15 protein-coding genes are annotated in these 17,705 nt (G+C 61.9%); 8 read left to right on the top strand and 7 right to left on the bottom strand.

All coding sequences use genetic code 11. From position 1 onward, the window contains the following. Nucleotides 1-8: 8 nt before the first annotated feature. A complete protein-coding gene (gene pgi, locus ACJ8IN_RS22810) occupies nt 9-1,655 on the top strand; it encodes a glucose-6-phosphate isomerase (protein ID WP_033636219.1) in 1,647 nt (548 codons plus the stop codon). 61 nt (nt 1,656-1,716) lie between these two features. On the opposite strand, the gene ACJ8IN_RS22805 is transcribed toward pgi, so the two are convergent. Then, nucleotides 1,717-3,150 (bottom strand): capsule assembly Wzi family protein, encoded by a 1,434-nt coding sequence (locus ACJ8IN_RS22805; protein WP_033636218.1) that lies wholly within the window; start codon nt 3,148-3,150, stop codon nt 1,717-1,719. 225 nt (nt 3,151-3,375) lie between these two features. Between ACJ8IN_RS22805 and psiE the strand changes: the two genes are divergently transcribed. Next, nucleotides 3,376-3,783, top strand: a complete 408-nt coding sequence (gene psiE / locus ACJ8IN_RS22800; RefSeq protein WP_033636217.1) for a phosphate-starvation-inducible protein PsiE — start codon at nt 3,376-3,378, stop codon at nt 3,781-3,783. Between the two features lie 152 nt (nt 3,784-3,935). Here the strand turns inward: psiE and malG are convergent, their stop codons facing one another. Genes malG through malE form a run of 3 tightly spaced genes read right to left on the bottom strand, consistent with a single transcriptional unit; the run spans nt 3,936 to nt 7,666 of the window. Beyond that, a complete protein-coding gene (gene malG / locus ACJ8IN_RS22795; RefSeq protein ID WP_021505147.1) occupies nt 3,936-4,826 on the bottom strand; it encodes a maltose ABC transporter permease MalG in 891 nt (296 codons plus the stop codon). 11 nt (nt 4,827-4,837) lie between these two features. After that, nucleotides 4,838-6,415: a maltose ABC transporter permease MalF gene (gene malF / locus ACJ8IN_RS22790; protein WP_101427454.1), complete on the bottom strand. Its 1,578-nt coding sequence runs from the start codon at nt 6,413-6,415 to the stop codon at nt 4,838-4,840. A gap of 57 nt (nt 6,416-6,472) precedes the next feature. Beyond that, nucleotides 6,473-7,666 carry a maltose/maltodextrin ABC transporter substrate-binding protein MalE gene (gene malE / locus ACJ8IN_RS22785; protein ID WP_033636215.1) on the bottom strand — a complete coding sequence of 398 codons (1,194 nt, stop codon included), beginning with the start codon at nt 7,664-7,666 and terminating at the stop codon, nt 6,473-6,475. Between the two features lie 358 nt (nt 7,667-8,024). Here malE and ACJ8IN_RS22780 point away from each other — a divergent pair, with 358 nt between their 5' ends. From ACJ8IN_RS22780 to malM, 4 genes are all read left to right on the top strand, one after another. Continuing rightward, complete coding sequence (locus ACJ8IN_RS22780; RefSeq protein WP_033638605.1) at nt 8,025-8,996, top strand: alpha-amylase family glycosyl hydrolase; 972 nt, start codon at nt 8,025-8,027, stop codon at nt 8,994-8,996. Further along, nucleotides 8,989-10,098, top strand: a complete 1,110-nt coding sequence (gene malK, locus ACJ8IN_RS22775; RefSeq protein WP_033636214.1) for a maltose/maltodextrin ABC transporter ATP-binding protein MalK — start codon at nt 8,989-8,991, stop codon at nt 10,096-10,098. Before ACJ8IN_RS22780 ends, malK begins: the two co-directional genes overlap by 8 nt. 32 nt (nt 10,099-10,130) lie before the next feature. After that, entirely contained in the window at nt 10,131-11,420 is a 1,290-nt protein-coding gene (locus tag ACJ8IN_RS22770; RefSeq protein WP_033649704.1) for a maltoporin, read from the top strand. A gap of 100 nt (nt 11,421-11,520) precedes the next feature. Continuing rightward, nucleotides 11,521-12,420 carry a maltose operon protein MalM gene (malM, locus tag ACJ8IN_RS22765; protein ID WP_308326076.1) on the top strand — a complete coding sequence of 300 codons (900 nt, stop codon included), beginning with the start codon at nt 11,521-11,523 and terminating at the stop codon, nt 12,418-12,420. A gap of 55 nt (nt 12,421-12,475) precedes the next feature. Here malM and ACJ8IN_RS22760 read toward each other — a convergent pair whose 3' ends face one another. Genes ACJ8IN_RS22760 through ACJ8IN_RS22750 form a run of 3 tightly spaced genes read right to left on the bottom strand, consistent with a single transcriptional unit; the run spans nt 12,476 to nt 15,889 of the window. After that, complete coding sequence (locus ACJ8IN_RS22760; RefSeq protein WP_060425037.1) at nt 12,476-13,459, bottom strand: nucleoside hydrolase; 984 nt, start codon at nt 13,457-13,459, stop codon at nt 12,476-12,478. Nucleotides 13,460-13,480: 21 nt separating this feature from the next. After that, nucleotides 13,481-14,482, bottom strand: a complete 1,002-nt coding sequence (locus ACJ8IN_RS22755; protein WP_033649706.1) for a LacI family DNA-binding transcriptional regulator — start codon at nt 14,480-14,482, stop codon at nt 13,481-13,483. Nucleotides 14,483-14,506: 24 nt separating this feature from the next. After that, nucleotides 14,507-15,889 (bottom strand): MFS transporter, encoded by a 1,383-nt coding sequence (locus ACJ8IN_RS22750; protein WP_033654718.1) that lies wholly within the window; start codon nt 15,887-15,889, stop codon nt 14,507-14,509. A gap of 392 nt (nt 15,890-16,281) precedes the next feature. On the opposite strand from ACJ8IN_RS22750, the gene ubiC reads away from it, so the two are divergent. Both ubiC and ubiA read left to right on the top strand, forming a co-directional pair. Continuing rightward, a complete protein-coding gene (ubiC, locus tag ACJ8IN_RS22745) occupies nt 16,282-16,797 on the top strand; it encodes a chorismate lyase (protein WP_033636208.1) in 516 nt (171 codons plus the stop codon). A gap of 17 nt (nt 16,798-16,814) precedes the next feature. Beyond that, nucleotides 16,815-17,687: a 4-hydroxybenzoate octaprenyltransferase gene (gene ubiA / locus ACJ8IN_RS22740; RefSeq protein WP_033636207.1), complete on the top strand. Its 873-nt coding sequence runs from the start codon at nt 16,815-16,817 to the stop codon at nt 17,685-17,687. The last annotated feature ends 18 nt before the right edge of the window (nt 17,688-17,705 follow it).

Raw genomic sequence — 17,705 nt, 5'->3', positions numbered from 1 at the left:
GTGTTGCTATGAAAAATATCAATCCTAGTCAAACCGCTGCTTGGCAAGCCCTGCAGCAACATTATGCACAGATGAAAGACGTACGGATCGCCGACCTGTTCGCCCAGGACAGCGATCGTTTCTCCAGGTTCTCCGCGACCTTCAACGACCAAATGTTGGTGGACTATTCCAAGAACCGTATCACGCAGGAAACCCTGGAGAAGCTGCAGGCGCTGGCGAAAGAAACCGATCTGCAAGGCGCCATCAAATCGATGTTCGCCGGTGAGAAAATCAACCGCACCGAAGATCGCGCGGTGCTGCACATTGCCCTGCGCAACCGCAGCAACAGCCCGATCCTGGTCGACGGCAAAGACGTGATGCCGGAAGTGAATGCGGTATTGGCCAAGATCAAACAGTTCTGCGCGCGCGTCATCGGCGGCGAGTGGAAAGGCTACACCGGCAAACCGATCACCGACGTGGTGAACATCGGCATCGGCGGTTCGGATCTCGGCCCTTACATGGTGACCGAAGCGCTGCGCCCGTATAAAAACCACCTGAACATGCACTTCGTCTCCAACGTCGACGGCACCCATATCGCCGAAACGCTGCAGCCGCTGAACCCGGAAACCACGCTGTTCCTGGTGGCCTCCAAAACCTTCACCACTCAGGAAACCATGACCAACGCCCACAGCGCGCGCGACTGGTTCCTGAGCAGCGCCGCCGATCAACAACACGTGGCCAAGCACTTCGCCGCGCTGTCCACCAACGGCAAAGCGGTGGCCGAGTTCGGCATCGATACCGACAACATGTTCGAGTTCTGGGACTGGGTAGGGGGCCGTTACTCCCTGTGGTCGGCGATCGGCCTGTCGATCGCGCTGTCCATCGGTTATGACAACTTCGAGCAGCTGCTGAGCGGCGCGCACGCCATGGACAAGCACTTCGCTGAAACGCCGGCGGAGAAGAACCTGCCGGTGCTGCTGGCGCTGATCGGTATCTGGTACAACAACTTCTTCGGCGCCGAAACCGAAGCCATTCTGCCGTACGATCAGTACATGCACCGTTTTGCCGCTTACTTCCAGCAGGGCAACATGGAATCCAACGGCAAGTACGTCGATCGCAACGGCAATCCGGTGGATTATCAGACCGGCCCTATCATTTGGGGCGAGCCGGGCACCAACGGCCAGCATGCGTTCTACCAGCTGATCCACCAGGGCACCAAGCTGGTGCCTTGCGACTTCATCGCGCCGGCCATCAGCCATAATCCGCTGGGCGATCATCACGCCAAACTGCTGTCCAACTTCTTCGCTCAGACCGAAGCGCTGGCGTTCGGCAAGTCGCTGGACGTGGTGGAGGCCGAGTTCGCGGCGCAGGGTAAAACCCCTGAGCAGGTCAAGCACGTGGCGCCGTTCAAAGTGTTTGAAGGCAACCGCCCGACCAACTCGATCCTGCTGCGCGAAATCACCCCGTTCAGCCTGGGCAGCCTGATCGCGCTGTACGAGCACAAGATCTTCACCCAGGGCGCGATCCTGAACATCTTTACCTTCGATCAGTGGGGCGTGGAGCTGGGCAAACAGCTGGCTAACCGCATCCTGCCGGAGCTGGCGGGCAGCGAGAAAATCAGCAGCCACGACAGCTCGACCAATGCGCTGATCAACCGCTTCAAGGAATGGCGCTAAGCGCCTGAGCTGAAGCCAATAAAAAACCCGCCGCGGCGGGTTTTTTTACGTCTGCAAAAAATTACAGGTTGATCGGCACTTCGAAGCTGACGCCGGCACCCACGTCGTCGGCGGTGCTGTGATCGCTGTTGGTGTACCACAGGCTGGTATCGAATTTAACCTGAGAATCGAAGCTGTAACCCCAGCCGAGCTGAATGCCTTTCAGCGTATCGGAACGCGGGAACGCCCGGTTGATGGTTTGGTTGTTCGGATTCACCTTGGCGTACACCAGGCGGGTGCTCCAACGCTGGCCGTCGTCCAGCACCATTTCCACGCGGCCGGACAGCATCTGACCGTCGCCGCCCATCGCATGGCCCAGCGGATAACCTTGCTGGTAGTAACCGCCCCGATAGATGTAGTGGTTGTACATCACGTTGTTGGCGTTGCCGTTAGAGCGGGTATCAGTACCTTCGATATGCCAGTTGATCGTGGTCGGGCCCCATTCCGGATGGCCTTCAAGCCCCAGCATGTAGGCGTTATGCGAAGGCAACATGCCTGCTTCATCTTCACCGGTGATCTGGCCATACAGGCTGACCGGCATGCCGATGAGCGGCTGCAGCTTGAGTTTGAAGTCAAAACCGCCCAACTGGTTGCCCGGATCGTTTTTCGGATCGCCGGTATTGTCGTTGCCGGTGACGCCATCCCAGAAGGAACTCCAGGAGTGCGGACGGCCATCACCACCCCACATCATGACGCGCGAAGCGCCCAACTCCAGGAAGTCGGTCGGCATCATGGTCAGGCGGCCACCGATCAGCTTGGTGTCCGGCACGGCAGCGTACTGCGACAGTTGGCCGGCGGACAACTGGTATTGCCAGCGGCCAATCCACGACAGCCACGGGGTTTCAAACGGCGATTGGTCGGCGCGCTGCAGCATAAAGCCGGCCACCGGGCGCGCGGCGTCGGAGCGGATCAGGCTGCCGTCGTAGCCCGGGCCCCACCACTGGGAAACCTCGCCGAAGGAGAGCCATTGGTTCCAGATTTTCACCGCGCCGTAGGAGCCGTTCATGTTGAATTTGGAGCCGTCGCTGACGCGCTGATCGCCTTCCACCGAGCCCTGCAGACGCACGTCCCAGAACTCGCCGTTGGCGCCGGCGCCGATGGTCAGGCGATCGTCGGCGTATTCGTTTTGGCCGAAGCCCTGCGGGGTGCCGGGTTTATCGGTCGAGGCGTAACCGCTGACGCGAATGTTGGCTTTCAGGGCATCGACGCGGCGTTGTACGCGGTCTATAACGTTTTTCTCGGTGTTGGTCACCGGCTTGGCCTGCGCGATAACGGAGCTGATCTCTTCCTGGCTCAGCGGCCAGGTGGACAGGCTGACGTTGATGACGCCGCGGTCAGACAGCCAGGCGAGATCGTTACGCAGATCGTTGTCAGGGGCTACCAGGCCGGCGGCGTGGCCGGACAATGCACAGGTAAACAGGCCCGCAGCGACCAGTCCGTTAAGTTTAGCGCGCATAAAGAATTCCCTTGTTAATTCGAGGTTATTGGTTTTATGTAAAGATCTCTGTGACCCATGATAGTTGACATTTCGATTTGCTACAAATCTATAAGTCAGAAACATCTTATTATAACGTGATGAATTAAATGGGGTTTAAAGTGCTTTCGCGAGGGGCGGAATTTTTAGGACAATGCCTATATTGGCACGGTTGAATCATATACGCGGTATTCAGAGAGAGGTTTTATGGCAAAAACGTCGCGTTCGATAATGATAGCGAAGGGGCTGCAGCGGGTGCTGAACGTGGGCTTGCTGCTGCTGGCGGCCATTCTGGTGGTGTTTCTGGTCAAGGAAACCCTCCACCTGGCGAAGGTGTTATTTATCAACAGCGAAGAGTCCTCCTCTTACCTGTTGATTGAAGGCATTGTGATTTATTTCCTGTACTTTGAATTTATCGCCTTGATCGTCAAGTATTTTGAGTCGGGTTATCATTTCCCGCTGCGCTATTTTATTTACATTGGCATTACCGCGATTATTCGTTTGATTATCGTGGATCACAAAAACCCTATCGATACTCTGATCTACGCCGCGGCGATATTGGTGCTGGTGGTGACGCTTTATCTGGCCAATACCGACCGGCTGAAACGAGAGTAGCGATAAAAATGGCGACCCAAGGCCGCCGAAGACACAGGATATCATTACCCGTCGTCTTTCAAGCTACAGCGTTGTTGACTGCACTCGCTGTAACTTGAAATCCATAGGGTAAAAGATAAGGAAAGACATCAAACGCACTGCAGTGGCACAAATTACCCCTTCACGCCGCCGGCGGTCAGGCCGCCCACCAGCCAGCGCTGCGCCAGCAGGAACACGGCGGTGATCGGTATCGCCGACAGCACCGCGGCGGCGGCGAAGTCGCCCCACAGGTAGTTCTGCGGGTTGAGATATTGCTGCATCCCCACCGCCAACGTGTAGCTGTTCACATCGCGCAGCAGCAGCGACGCCACCGGCACTTCGGTGATGGCGGCGATAAACGACAGAATGAACACCACCGCCAGAATCGGCACCGACAGCGGCAGCAACACCAGACGGAACGCCTGCCACGGCGTGGCGCCGTCCAGCGCCGCCGCCTCTTCCAGCGAGTTGTCGATGGTTTCGAAATAGCCCTTGATGGTCCAGACGTGCAGCGCGATGCCGCCCATGTAGGCGAAGATCACGCCGCCGTGGGTATTCAGGCCGATAAACGGAATGTACTGGCCCAGGCGATCGAACAGGGCGTACAGCGCCACCAGCGACAGCACCGCCGGGAACATCTGGAAGATCAGCATGCTTTTCAGCAACGTGCTCTTGCCGCGAAAGCGCATGCGGGCGAAGGCGTAGGCGCAGGTGGTAGACAGCGTCACGATGCCGATGGCGGTGATCGCCGCGATCTTGACTGAGTTCCATAGCCACAGCAGCACCGGGAACGGCGGCGGCGTCACGCTGCCGTCGGCGTGGGTGACGCTGAAGCCGAGCGCCAGCCGCCAGTGATCCCAGGAGAGGGTTTCCGGTATCAGGCTGCCGGTGGCGAAGTTGCCGGAGCGCAGCGAGATGGCGACCACCATCAGCAGCGGGAACATGATCAGGGCGATAAAGCACAGCATCAAAATATGGGTGATCCACAGGCGCAGGCGCTGGGATTTGGGTTGAACCATGGCCATCGTCATTCTCCCTAATCGAAGTTCATCTTGCTGGCTTTCAAATTCAGGATCGCCAGCGCGCCCACCAACAGGAAGATCAGCGTGGCGATGGCGGCCGCCAGCCCGAAGTCTTGCCCGCCGCCGCCTTCGAAGGCGATGCGGTAGGTGTAGCTGACCAGCAGATCGGTATAGCCGGCCGGCGTCGTGGTGCCGATCATGTCCGGGCCGCCGTTGGTCAGCAGCTGGATCAGCACGAAGTTGTTAAAGTTGAAGGCGAAGCTGGCGATCATCAGCGGCGTCAGCGGCTTGATCAGCAGCGGTAAGGTGATGCGGAAGAAGTTTTGCCACGGGTTGGCGCCGTCCATCGCCGAGGCCTCGTACAGATCGTCCGGGATCGCCTTCAGCAGCCCCATACACAGGATCATCATGTACGGGTAGCCGAGCCAGGTGTTGACGATCAGGATCATGCTCTTGGCGGTGAGCGGATCGCTGAACCAGGCCGGTTTGATGCCGAACAGATGGCTGAGCATCATGTTGATCTCGCCGAAGCTCTGGTTGAACAAACCTTTGAAGATCAGGATCGAAATGAATGATGGCACCGCATAGGGCAGGATCAGCAGCACGCGGTAGATCGCCTTGCCTTTCAGCGCCTCCCACTGCACCACGCAGGCCAACACCATGCCGACCGCCACGGTGAGGATCACCGTCATCACCGAGAACACGATGGTCCAGATGAAGATCGACACGAACGGCTTTTTGATGCCCTCGTCCTGCAGCACCCGCAGGAAGTTTTTCCAGCCGGTGGTGACGGTATAGCCCGGGCTCAGGGTTTCCTGCGCCCAGCCGCCGTCGGCGTTGATCGCCTGATAGAAGCCGGTGTCGCCGTTCGGCCGGTAGCGCACCTGGGTCTGGTTATTGGTCAGCGTGCTGCCGTCTTGGTCCAGCGCATACAGCGGGCGGGTGCCGGAGAACTGGCGCAGGGAGCTCATGCGCAATTCACCGCCGTCGGGCAGCTGCGCCACCAGCTGGCTCAGCGCCTGCCGGTTTTGGGTGATCACCCGCAGCGTGGCGTGCTCGCCCTGCGGCGCGGCGCTCTGCGCCGTCAGTTTCAGAGTTTGCGGCGCGGCGGCGTCGAGGCGGAAAGGCTCGGAGATCAGCGGTGCTTCGCCGTCCGGCGGCGTCAGCTGCAGGCGCCACTGCTGGTTTTCCGCCGGGTAGAGGCCGAAGGTAAAGGTTTTGCCGCTCTGGAACTGGCGCTGCATCAGCACCGATTGCGCGCGCTCGAAGGTCAGCTGGTTGGTGCTGCTGTAGTTGGTGAAGGCGATGGCGATGGTGCAAATCAGCGGGAACAGGACGAACAGCCCCATGCCGGCGACGCCGGGATACACATAGCGCCAGGCGTAGGCGCGGCGGTTGGCGAAGACGTAAAGCCCGGCGCTGACCAGGATCAGCGTCAGGATAGCGAACAGGTATTCACCCTGTGCATACATCAACACAATCAGGTAGCAGGTCACCAGGCTGAACAGGCTGACTACCAGCCATTTCAGCGCGTCGCTTTGCCACCACTTCGATTTTTTACGCGCAGGCGTCCCGGCGTGAGCGAATTGCATAGGGCGTTCCTTTCTGTGAAGCAACGGCGGGGCACCGTGGCACCCCGCACGACGTCGTTACTTGGTGATGCGGGTCTGCACGTCGTCCAGCGCGGCTTTCACCGTCTGACGGCCGCTGACGGCGTTGATCACCGCGCTGCGTTCGGCGTACCAGAAGGCGCTCATCTGCGGGATGTTCGGCATGATTTCCCCGTTTTGCGAGTTCTGCATGGTGGCGGCGATCTTCGGATCTTTGGCCAGCGTTTCCTGGTAGGACTTCAGTGCCACCGCGCCCAGCGGCTTGTCTTTGTTGACGTCCGCCAGCCCTTCGTTGGTCAGCAGGTAGTTCTCGAGGAACTCGGTCGCCAGCTCTTTATTCGGGCTGGCGGCGTTGATGCCGGCGGTCAGCACGCCGACGAACGGCTTGGACGGTTTGCCTTTGAAGGTCGGCAGCAGCGTCACGCCGTAGTTGATTTTGCTCTGCTCGATGTTGTTCCAGGCCCACGGCCCGTTGATGGTCATCGCGGTCTGGCCTTTGTTGAACGCGGCTTCGGCGATCGAGTAATCGGTATCGGCGTTGATGTGCTTGTTTTTCACCAGATCGACGATGAACTGCAGGCCGGCCTGCGAACCGGCGTTGGCGACGCCGACATCCTTGATGTTGTATTTGCCGTTTTCATACTTGAAGGCATAACCGCCGTCGGCGGCGATGATAGGCCAGGTGAAGTAGGGTTCCTGCAGGTTCCACATGATGGCGCTCTTGCCGTTGGCGCGCAGCTGCTTGTCCAGCGCCGGGATCTCTTCCCAGGTCTTCGGCGGCTGTTTGACCAGGTCTTTGTTGTAAATCAGCGACAGCGCCTCGACGGCGATCGGGTAGCCGATCAGCTTGCCGTCATAACGCACGGCGTCCCAGGTGAACGGGAACAGCTTGTCCTGGAAGGCTTTGGACGGGTGGATTTCGGCCAGCAGGCCGGACTGCGCATAGCCGCCGAAGCGGTCGTGGGCCCAGAAAATGATGTCAGGGCCGTCGCCGGTGGCGGCCACCTGCGGGTATTTTTCTTCCAGCTTGTCCGGGTGTTCGACGGTGACCTTGATGCCGGTGTCTTTTTCGAATTTCTTGCCGACTTCGGCCAGGCCGTTATAGCCCTTGTCGCCGTTGATCCAGATAACCAGTTTGCCTTCCTCGATCTTGGCGAAGGCGGAAGAAGAGAGCACCAGGGTGGCCAGTGCCGAGAGCGCCAGCGTGCGGGCGAGGGTAATGCTGCGAGTCATAATCCAGTCCTTCTTTTTGTGGGCACATAAATCAAGGAGTGACGTTTCGCGGTAATAGTGGGTCACAACGCGACATATTCTCATCCTCCCCCCCTCTACGCCCCTGAGATGAGGAGTGTGATCCAGTTAACGTTGCGCTCTATTCTGTGGCGTCAGGCACAAAATAGGGGGGCGATTTTTGCCAGACGGATCACAGATTTGCCTTAAGCGCGGAACTTCTCATCGCCGCGGTCGTTCTCTCATCCTCCCGCCTCCTCCCCCATGAAAAATCCTGTTACGGATGATTACCCTTTCCGGCGACTCCCGCACTATCGGCCCATTGATTTTTAACGCCACGCGCAGCAGGGATACCGGATTTATGTCGTCAATGCCTATCGCCACTCAGCCCACCCTGTACCGGATCCATCCGGCCAGTTTCCGTGACGGAAACGGGGACGGCGTGGGCGACGCGCACGGCATGCTGGCGGCGCTGCCGTACCTGAAAGCGCTGTCGATCGACGGCCTGTTGCTGCCGCAGACGCTGGCGCCGGAGGCCGAGGCGACGGTGACGGCCGAAGGGCTGACGCTGTGGTATGGCGATGAAGCCAACCGCGTTCGCAATGCCGTTGCGCCACAGCGGTTCGTCCACGGCGCGCTGGCGCTGGACGTGATGCCGTTCAGCGCGGAGAAGCTGGTGGCGGTGCTACACGCCCGCCGCGCCACGTTGGCGGACAGCCTGTGGAGCACCGGCGACGCCGATCAGCCAAGAGTGGTCAGCCGCTGGGGGCAGGGCGACCTGCGTTCCGCCGCCGCCTTTTTGACGCTGTTGGCGATGTTGCCGGCGCCGATCTGCCTGTACCAGGGCGAGGAGCTGGGGCTGCCGCATGCCGCCGGGCTGCAGGATCCGCGCGGCGCGCAAACGCCGATGCCGTGGCATGAAGCCCCCGAACAGGTCACCGCCGGCGAAATCAGCTGGTATCAACAGGTGGCGATCGAACACCGCGCATTGGCCATCAGCCGCCAACAGCACGACAGCCACTCCACCTTACGTTACTGCCAGGCGCTGTTGGCCCTGCGCCGTTCGCCGCTCATCCAGCGCGGCGAATTGAACGCGATCAGCCAGCGGGACGGCGTGGTGCGCTTACTTATTACCCATCAGGATCAATGCCTTGAAGCGCTGATAAACCTGCAGCCTTATACTCAGGCGGCCGCGCCGTCTGAGGCGACCTTGCCGTTGGCATGGCAGCACGGCGCGCAGCAAGAGGGTCATCAATGGGTTTTGGCGGGCTTTGCCTCCGCCATTTTCACACGACATGTTAACTGCGAAAGCAGGGGAGTAACGCATGGCTAGCGTGACACTGCGCAGCGTTTATAAGGCCTTCGGTGAGGCCGTGATTTCCAAAGACGTCAATCTGACCATCGAAGACGGCGAGTTTGTGGTGTTTGTCGGGCCGTCGGGCTGCGGTAAATCGACGCTGCTGCGCATGATCGCCGGGCTGGAGGACATCACCTCCGGCGACCTGCTGATCGGCGAGAAACGCATGAATGAGGTGCCGCCTTCCGAGCGCGGCATCGGCATGGTGTTCCAGTCCTACGCGCTGTATCCGCACCTGTCGGTGGCGGACAACATGTCGTTCGGCCTGAAGCTGGCCGGCGCCAGGAAAGCGGAAATCAATCAACGGGTGAATCAGGTTTCCGAGGTGCTGCAGCTGGCGCACTTGCTCGATCGGCGGCCGAAGGCGCTGTCCGGCGGGCAGCGTCAGCGCGTGGCGATCGGCCGCACGCTGGTGGCCGAGCCGGACGTGTTCCTGCTCGACGAACCGCTGTCCAACCTCGACGCCGCGCTGCGGGTGCAGATGCGCATCGAGATTTCCCGTCTGCACAAGCGCCTGCAGCGCACCATGATTTACGTCACCCACGATCAGGTCGAAGCGATGACGCTGGCCGACAAGATCGTGGTGCTCGACGCCGGTCGCGTGGCGCAGGTCGGCAAGCCGCTGGAGCTGTATCACTACCCGGCCAACCGCTTCGTCGCCGGGTTTATCGGCTCGCCGAAGATGAACTTCCTGCCGGTCAAGGTGACCGCGGCGCAGCCGCAACAGGTGCAGGTCGAACTGCCCAACCGCCAGCTGGTCTGGCTGCCGGTGGAAGGCGAGGGCGTTCAGCCCGGCGCCAACCTGTCACTGGGCATTCGCCCTGAACATCTGCTGCCCGGCGAAGCCTCAGAAGTGCGGCTTACCGGCGACGTACAGGTGGTGGAGCAGCTCGGCAACGAGACGCAAATCCACATCCAAATCCCGGCCATCCGTCAAAACCTGGTGTACCGCCAGAATGACGTGGTGCTGGTAGAAGAAGGTGCCACATTCGCCATCGGCCTGCCGCCTCATCGTTGCCACCTGTTCCGTGAAGACGGTACGGCATGTAAACGGCTGCACCAGGAGCCGGGCGTTTAAAGCATCAAAGTCGGTATAACAGGAGAATAATGATGACTACTCTGCGCAAACTTCCTCTGGCACTGGCTGTCGCCGCCGGTGTTCTCTCTACCCAGGCGCTGGCCGTGGATTTTCACGGTTACGCCCGTTCCGGCATCGGCTGGACCGGCAGCGGCGGTGAGCAACAGTGCTTCAAGGCCACCGGTGCCGCGAGCAAATACCGTCTCGGCAACGAATGCGAAACCTACGCCGAACTGAAACTGGGGCAGGAAGTGTGGAAAGAAGGCGACAAGAGCTTCTATTTCGACACCAACCTGGCCTATTCGGTCTCGCAACGTTCCGACTGGGAAGACGTGACCCCGGGCTTCCGCGAAGTCAACGTGCAGGGTAAAAACCTGATCGACTGGTTGCCGGGCTCCACGCTGTGGGCCGGTAAGCGCTTCTATCAGCGTCATGACGTTCACATGATCGACTTCTACTACTGGGATATCTCCGGCCCGGGCGCCGGTCTGGAAAACATCGATCTGGGCTTCGGCAAGCTGTCCGCCGCCGTGACCCGCAACTCCGAATCCGGCGGCTCTTACGGCTACCTGGATAACGAATGGAAACAGCGCCCAACCGTCAACGACACCTTCGACCTGCGTCTGGCCGGCCTGGAGCTGAACCCGGGCGGCACCCTGGAGCTGGGCGTGGACTACGGCCGCGCCAATGCGCAGGATAACTATCGCCTGGCCGACGGCGCCAGCAAAGACGGCTGGATGTTCACCGCGGAACACACGCAGAGCATCCTGAACGGCTACAACAAATTCGTGCTGCAGTACGCCACCGACTCGATGACCTCGCAGAACAACGGCCGCAACGAAGGCGCCACCATCGATAACAACGGCAAGATGATCCGCGTGCTGGATCACGGCGCCATCGACTTCAACGATCAATGGGCGCTGATGTACGTCGCCATGTTCCAGGACATCGACCGCGATAACAACAACGGCACCACCTGGTACACCGTGGGTGTGCGCCCGATGTACAAATGGACGCCGATCATGAGCACCCTGCTGGAAGCCGGCTATGACAACGTCAAATCCCAGCGCACCGGCGATCGCAACGGCCAGTATAAAGTGACCCTGGCGCAGCAGTGGCAGGCGGGCAACAGCATCTGGTCGCGTCCGGCCATCCGTCTGTTCGCCACCTACGCCAAGTGGGATGAGAAGTGGGGCTACGCCACCGGTGACGACACCGGGTATAACACCGGCACCGCTTACAACGACACCAGCATGCATACCTTCAGCCGCGGCAAGGATGACGAAGTCACCTTCGGCGCCCAGATGGAAATTTGGTGGTAACGACGACAGGGCGGGGAGGGCCATCGGCTCTCCCCCAACCGCATTCGCCGCGGCCGGATCTCTTGCCTGATCCGCCGCGGCGCTGAAAGAGGATATAACGATGAAAAAGAATCTGCTGTCACTCTGCCTGTCGCTGGCGCTGACCGTCGGCGCGCCTTTGGCGGCCAACGCCGACACGCCGGCCAACGTTTCCGTCGCGCCGGCCATCAGCGCCGCCACGCTGCAAAGCCTGCCGTGGCAGCCGCTGCAGCCGCCGGTGTCGCAAGAGGTGAAGCTCGACGCCGTCAGCCCGCAGCTCAATCAGGGCGAAATTCAGGGGGCGATCGCCGCCTATACGCTGCCGGCCGATCGCGGTTCGCTGGAAGTGACGCTGAGCAGCCTCGCCAAAAACAATTCGCTGTACGCGCCGAGCGTGCTGGTGCTGGATGAGCATCTGCGCCCGGCGGCGTATTACCCGAGCAGCTATTTCCCGTATCAGCCGCCGGGGGCGATGTCCTCCGATCGCCTCGAAGGCACGCTGAAACTGACGCCGGCGCTCGGTCAAAAACAGATTTACCTGCTGGTGTACACCACCCGCCAGGACTTGGCGAAAACCACGCAGCTGACCAACCCGGCCAAGGCCTACGCGCAGGGCGTGGGCAACGCGGTGCCGGATATCCCGGATCCGATCGCCGGCCACGCGACGACCGGCACGCTGAAGCTTAAGGTGACCGCGGAACAGGGCACCGGCAACGTGATGATCGGCATGCTGCAGCCTGCGCCGACCGTGGCGCCGGTGGTGGTGGGCTCGACCGCCCCTGCCGCCGTGGCGGCGCCTGCGCCGGAGAAACCGGCGGAGCCGATGCTCAACGATACCGAAAGCTACTTCAATAACGGCATCAAGCAGGCGGTGAAGGCGGGCGATATCGATAAGGCGCTGAAGCTGATGAATGAGGCCGAGAAACTGGGCTCGGCCACCGCGCGTAAAACGTTTATCAGCAGCGTTAAAGGCAAGGGGTAACACCCGGCGCTGCCGATGCTGGCTCGATGATTGGTGCGCTTTGGCGCACCTTTTTTCATCCGCGGGCCAGCGTTGCGCCGATCAACGCCAGCAGACGGGCGTTGTCCACCTGCTGCATGACGCGCACCGGCTTGCCCTGCGGCGCCGGCATGCCGACCGTCAGGCGCAGGCTGTCCGGCCGCCAGCGGCGTGAGCTGCCGCGCGTCAACGCCCCTTCCAGCGCCACATCCACATGAAACATCTCGGTGGTGACCAGCTGCGGCGCCAGCAGCCAGGCGATCACCAGCGCATCATGGATCCAGCAGCCCGGCAGGTGCCGCGTATGGCGCGAATAGTCGATCCACGGCTGCGTCGTGGCGCGCAAATAGCGGCACAGCGGGGTATCCGGCTGGGTCAACGCGGCCAGATCCGCCTGGGTCAGCATGGTCTGAGTGGTGACATCCAGCGGCGCCAGCGTGATAGCGGCGCCGCTGTTCAACACCAGCCGCGCCGCTTCCGGATCCAGGCCGAAATTGGTGTCCTTGATATATCCCTCAACGTTGAACACGCCACCCATGATCACGATCTCTTTCACCGCCTGCGCCATCTGCGGGTAAAGCTGCATGGCGTGCGCAACGTTGGTCAGCGGGCCGATCGCCGCCAGCGTGATCTCGCCGGGATGCCGGCAGATCAGTTCGCCGATGGCGATGGCGGCGTCCGGCACGGGCGCGTTGGCCAGCGAGGGCGCGGGCAGGTCACGCCACAGCGCCGCCAGCTTAGGATCGGCGATCGGGCGGTCCAGGTGTGCGCGCCACGGCTCCGGCGGTTCGCTCAGGGCGCGCGCCGCGCCGAGAGCGACCGGCACCTGATAACCGCTCTGTGCCAGCAGATCGCTGGCGACGGCGAAGCCCACTTCACGCGGGGTGTTGCCGGCCACGATGCTGATCAACTCCAGCTGCAGCTGCGGTTTGGCCGCCAGCGCCAGGGCCAGCGCCAGGCCGTCGTCGACGTTGGCGCCGGGAACGCCGTTGCCGGGATCGCAATCAATGATTAAACGCATATAAGGTGTCCTGAAAAACCGCTAACAGCCGCACGAACGGCGGATGCGCAGTTGAAAAGCGAATTCATGCAGCTCGGCGGGCGCGGCGCCGGCGGCCAGCATGGCGATGGCCCGCTTGGCCATGGCGTCGATCGGCTGCTCGACCGCGCTGAGCGGCGGCACGCTGAATTCGGATTGTTGCGTGCCGTTAAAACAGATCAGCGCCAGATCGTCCGGCGCGCGCAGCCCATGCTCCGCCAGCGCCGACAGGCAGCCGAGCGCTTGCTGCTCGTTGGAGGTGAAAACGGCGCGCGGTCGCGGGCCTTGCACCAGACGCTGGGTGGCCTGGTAACCGCCCTGGCGGGTGTAGGGCGCTTCGAAAATCCACGCGTCGCGTGGCGCGATGCCCGCCTCCAGCAGCGCATCGCGCCAGCCGTTCAGGCGATCCTGCGCGTTGAGCATGGTCAGTGGGCCGATAAAAATGCCGATGTCGCGATAGCCGTGCTGCAGCAGATGGCGGGTCGCCTGGCAGGCGGCGTCGCGTTCGTCGACGCGAATGGCGCAGACGCCGGCCTGGCTGTCGATGGTGTCTATCATCACGCAGGGGGTGCCGGAAGCGCGGATCAGATCGAACCACGGGTGGCGATCGACGCTGGTGTACAGCAGGCCGTCGACCTGGCGGCGCAGCAGGTTGTTGATAAGCTCATACTCGCGCTGACGATCGTCGCCGGCATCGCCCAGCAGCAGCACGCGGCCGCGGCTGAAGGCTTCCTGCTGCAGCGCCCGCGCCAGGGTGGCGAAGAACGGGTTGGAAATATCCGGCACCACCAGCCCGTAGGTTTGCGTGCTGCCGGAGGCCAGCGCCCGCGCGATGTCGTTCGGCCGGTAGCCGGTCTGCTCGATCGCCGCCAGCACGCGCAGCCGGGTGGCTTCCGCCACCGGGCGCGGGCCGTTGTTGATCACGTAGCTGACCACGGCGACGGAGGTGCCCGCTACGCGGGCCACGTCGGCGCGGGTAACGCGTCGCGCGGAGTGATTATCCAAATTGAGATCCTGTTCGCCTTCTCGCTACGCGGCATCCTGCGGCAGGTTGAGATCGCGGCCGCGGGTTTCGGGAGCAAAGAAGGTGGTGATTAAGCCGATGCCCGCCATTACAACAAAATAGGCGGCGACAGGCCACCAGTGACCGAAGCCGGAGAGCAGCGCGGTGGCGATCAGCGGCGCGGTGCCGCCGGAGAGGATCGAGCCGAGCTCCTTGGCGAACGCCATCTTGGAGTAGCGGTTCTTCACGCCGAACAGTTCGACGCCGTAGGCCGCCTGCACGCCGAAGATCCCCAGCGATGCGATGCACATTCCGACCACGATCACCGAGATGACGATCGCCGGTTCACGGCTGTCGAGCAGCCAGAACGCCGGGAAGGCATACAGCACCAGCAGCAGGCAGAACCAGCGGTAGGTGACGCGGCGGCCGAAGCGATCGGACAGCCAGCCGGCCAGCGGGATCACCAGAAAACCGCACAGCGAGGCAATCAGCACAGCCAGCGCCGGCACCGATTTATCGACCATCAGCACCTTGGCGACGTAGCCGACGATAAAGCCCTGGCACAGATAGGAGGGGCCGTTTTCGCCGATGCGCAGGCCGAGCATCACCCAGAACGCTTTGGTGCGCTGCAGGTAGCTGCGTGAGTCCGGCGCGGCCTGAGCGGCGTCCAGCATGCGCTGGTGGTTTTGTTGCAGCTCGCGCTCGAACACCGGCGTTTCGCGCACGTGACGGCGCAGGTACAGCGCCACCCCGGCGATCAGAATGCTGGCGAGGAACGGAATGCGCCAGCCCCAGCTCATCAGATCTTCCTTGTCGAGTTGCAGCACCAGCAGCCATACCAGCGACGCCAGCAGGGTGCCGCTGTTGGAGCCGATGGCGATGATCGAGGCCACCAGCCCGCGCCGCTTGGCCGGCGCGTATTCCGCCAGCATCACCGCGCCGCCGGACAGCTCCGCACCGGCGCCGAACCCCTGCGCGAAGCGCAGGATCACCAGGCAGGTGGGCGCCCAGACGCCGATTTGCGCATAGGACGGGATCAGGCCGATCAGCGTGGTGGAAATGCCCATCAGCGCCACGGTGGTGATCAGCACCACGCGGCGGCCTTTGCGATCGCCGATCCAGCCGAACACCAGCGCGCCGATCGGCCGCGCGACGAAACCGACTGAGTAGGTGGCGAAGCTGGCCAGCAGAGCGACCAGCGGCGTGGCCTCGGGGAAGAACACATCGCCGAACACCATGCCGGCCGCCAGGCCGTACAGCGCGAAGTCGACGTATTCCATGGCGGTGCCGAGCCAGCAGGAGAAGGTGGCGCGCCAAAATTGGCTGCGCCCCTCTTTGGTTGCCAGGCGTTCATCGGCCGCCAGCGCGGCGTCGGCGGTCTGTGGAGTGGCAAGCGTTGTTTCGCTCATGACGGTGCTATCCTCTTTTGTTCTGCGCCTGGAGGGGCGCGGTTAAAGATGGTTTCCCTGGTGCCGGCAACAAAGGTGTGCCGACAAATGATGTCGGACGCATGGCGATTCAACGCTGCGGTGTTAGAGTATCTACGCGCGTAGATAAAACAACGCGACAAAGATGAAACTTTGCAGGCGATCACAGAATCGTCATCGTGCCGGGGAACGAAGATAGAGAATACGGATGGCAAAAAGATGACAGAACCCCGGTTTTTCCGGCCGATAGGCCTGCCGTTTTCGCCACGAATCAGCCTGCCGCTTTCGCATTTCTGCGCTACAATGGGGGCCTGTTAACAGTTTGTATCGTCTGGCGCGCCGTACCGGCTGCGGTTCAGGCGAGGAGTAAAGCAATGTCTGGCATCAGGGATTCCATCCTGCCGCCGCTGGAGTGGTTGTCCGAACAGGATCCTCCGGCGCCCGCCGCCGTCAGCGACTGGCTGATGGAGTTAGGCTCCATGACCCGCCGATTTGAACGCCATTGCGCCCAGGTGCGCGTCGAACCGCAGCGCGAATGCTTCGTCACGCGCGAGGCGCTGGGCGACGAGGCGAAGCACCTGCCCGACAGCCCGCGCTACTGGCTGCGCGAAGTGGTGCTGCTGGGCGACGACCAGCCCTGGCTGCTGGGGCGCACGGTGATCCCGGAAAATACGCTGACCGGCCCCGACCAGGCGCTGGTGGATCTGGGCACGCTGCCGCTGGGGCGCTACCTGTTCAGCAGCGGCGAGCTGACCCGCGACTATATTCATATCGGCCGGCAGGACGCGCTGTGGGCGCGCCGTTCACGGCTGCGGCTGGCGGGCAAACCGCTGTTGCTGACCGAACTGTTTTTACCGGCTTCGCCGCTGTATTCAGCGGTTCCTGCATAAGAGAGGAGAGCAAGACCTTGGAGGGAAGCGTGACTCAAAGTAAATGGCGGGCTTACAGCCATTTGATGCGCATTGATAAACCGATCGGCACGCTGTTGCTGCTGTGGCCGACGCTGTGGGCGCTGTGGCTGGCCGGGAAAGGCGTGCCGCCGCTGTCGATTTTGCTGGTGTTCGTGCTCGGCGTGTTCCTGATGCGCGCCGCCGGTTGCGTGGTGAATGATTACGCCGATCGCGCGGTGGACGGCTACGTGAAACGCACCGCCGGGCGGCCGATGCCGAGCGGCCGGGTGAGCGCGAAAGAGGCCAAGGTGCTGTTCGTGGTGCTGGTGCTGATTTCGTTCTGCCTGGTGTTGACGCTCAATGCGATGACCATTTGGCTGTCGCTGGCGGCGCTGGCGCTGGCCTGGGCGTACCCGTTCATGAAGCGGGTGACCAACCTGCCGCAGTTCGTGCTGGGCGCCGCGTTCGGCTGGGGCATTCCGATGGGCTATGCGGCGGTCAGCGAATCGCTGCCGCTCAGCTGCTGGCTGCTGCTGCTGGCCAACATCTGCTGGACGGTGGCCTACGATACGCTGTATGCGATGGTCGACCGCGACGATGACCTGAAGATCGGCATCAAATCCACCGCTATCCTGTTCGGCCGTTATGACAAGCTGATCGTCGGGCTGCTGCAGTTCGCGACGCTGCTGCTGCTGGTGTGGGTCGGTTATCTGGCGCAGCTCGGCGGGGCGTTTTACTGGTCACTGCTGCTGGCGGGCGCGCTGTTCATTCACCAGCAGAAACAGATCGCCGGCCGCGAGCGCGAGGCCTGCTTCAAGGCCTTCCTGCAGAACAACTATGTGGGGCTGGTGGTGTTCATCGGCATCGCGCTGAGCTATCTGCCGACGTAACGCTTCCCTTCCGCAAGA

It is taken from the genome of Serratia sp. CY31944 (assembly GCF_052169175.1).
Taxonomy (GTDB): Bacteria; Pseudomonadota; Gammaproteobacteria; order Enterobacterales; family Enterobacteriaceae; genus Serratia; species Serratia sarumanii.
The sequence above is the reverse complement of the archived record's forward strand: the minus strand, read 5'-3'. Positions and strand labels throughout refer to the sequence as shown.

Excerpts from the sequence above, each read along its gene's own strand:
- pgi (WP_033636219.1), top strand. The coding sequence starts at position 9 with ATGAAAAATATCAATCCTAGTCAAACCGCTGCTTGGCAAGCCCTGCAG.
- ACJ8IN_RS22805 (WP_033636218.1), bottom strand. The coding sequence starts at position 3,150 with ATGCGCGCTAAACTTAACGGACTGGTCGCTGCGGGCCTGTTTACCTGT.
- psiE (WP_033636217.1), top strand. The coding sequence starts at position 3,376 with ATGGCAAAAACGTCGCGTTCGATAATGATAGCGAAGGGGCTGCAGCGG.
- malG (WP_021505147.1), bottom strand. The coding sequence starts at position 4,826 with ATGGCCATGGTTCAACCCAAATCCCAGCGCCTGCGCCTGTGGATCACC.
- malF (WP_101427454.1), bottom strand. The coding sequence starts at position 6,415 with ATGCAATTCGCTCACGCCGGGACGCCTGCGCGTAAAAAATCGAAGTGG.
- malE (WP_033636215.1), bottom strand. The coding sequence starts at position 7,666 with ATGACTCGCAGCATTACCCTCGCCCGCACGCTGGCGCTCTCGGCACTG.
- ACJ8IN_RS22780 (WP_033638605.1), top strand. The coding sequence starts at position 8,025 with ATGTCGTCAATGCCTATCGCCACTCAGCCCACCCTGTACCGGATCCAT.
- malK (WP_033636214.1), top strand. The coding sequence starts at position 8,989 with ATGGCTAGCGTGACACTGCGCAGCGTTTATAAGGCCTTCGGTGAGGCC.
- ACJ8IN_RS22770 (WP_033649704.1), top strand. The coding sequence starts at position 10,131 with ATGACTACTCTGCGCAAACTTCCTCTGGCACTGGCTGTCGCCGCCGGT.
- malM (WP_308326076.1), top strand. The coding sequence starts at position 11,521 with ATGAAAAAGAATCTGCTGTCACTCTGCCTGTCGCTGGCGCTGACCGTC.
- ACJ8IN_RS22760 (WP_060425037.1), bottom strand. The coding sequence starts at position 13,459 with ATGCGTTTAATCATTGATTGCGATCCCGGCAACGGCGTTCCCGGCGCC.
- ACJ8IN_RS22750 (WP_033654718.1), bottom strand. The coding sequence starts at position 15,889 with ATGAGCGAAACAACGCTTGCCACTCCACAGACCGCCGACGCCGCGCTG.
- ubiC (WP_033636208.1), top strand. The coding sequence starts at position 16,282 with ATGTCTGGCATCAGGGATTCCATCCTGCCGCCGCTGGAGTGGTTGTCC.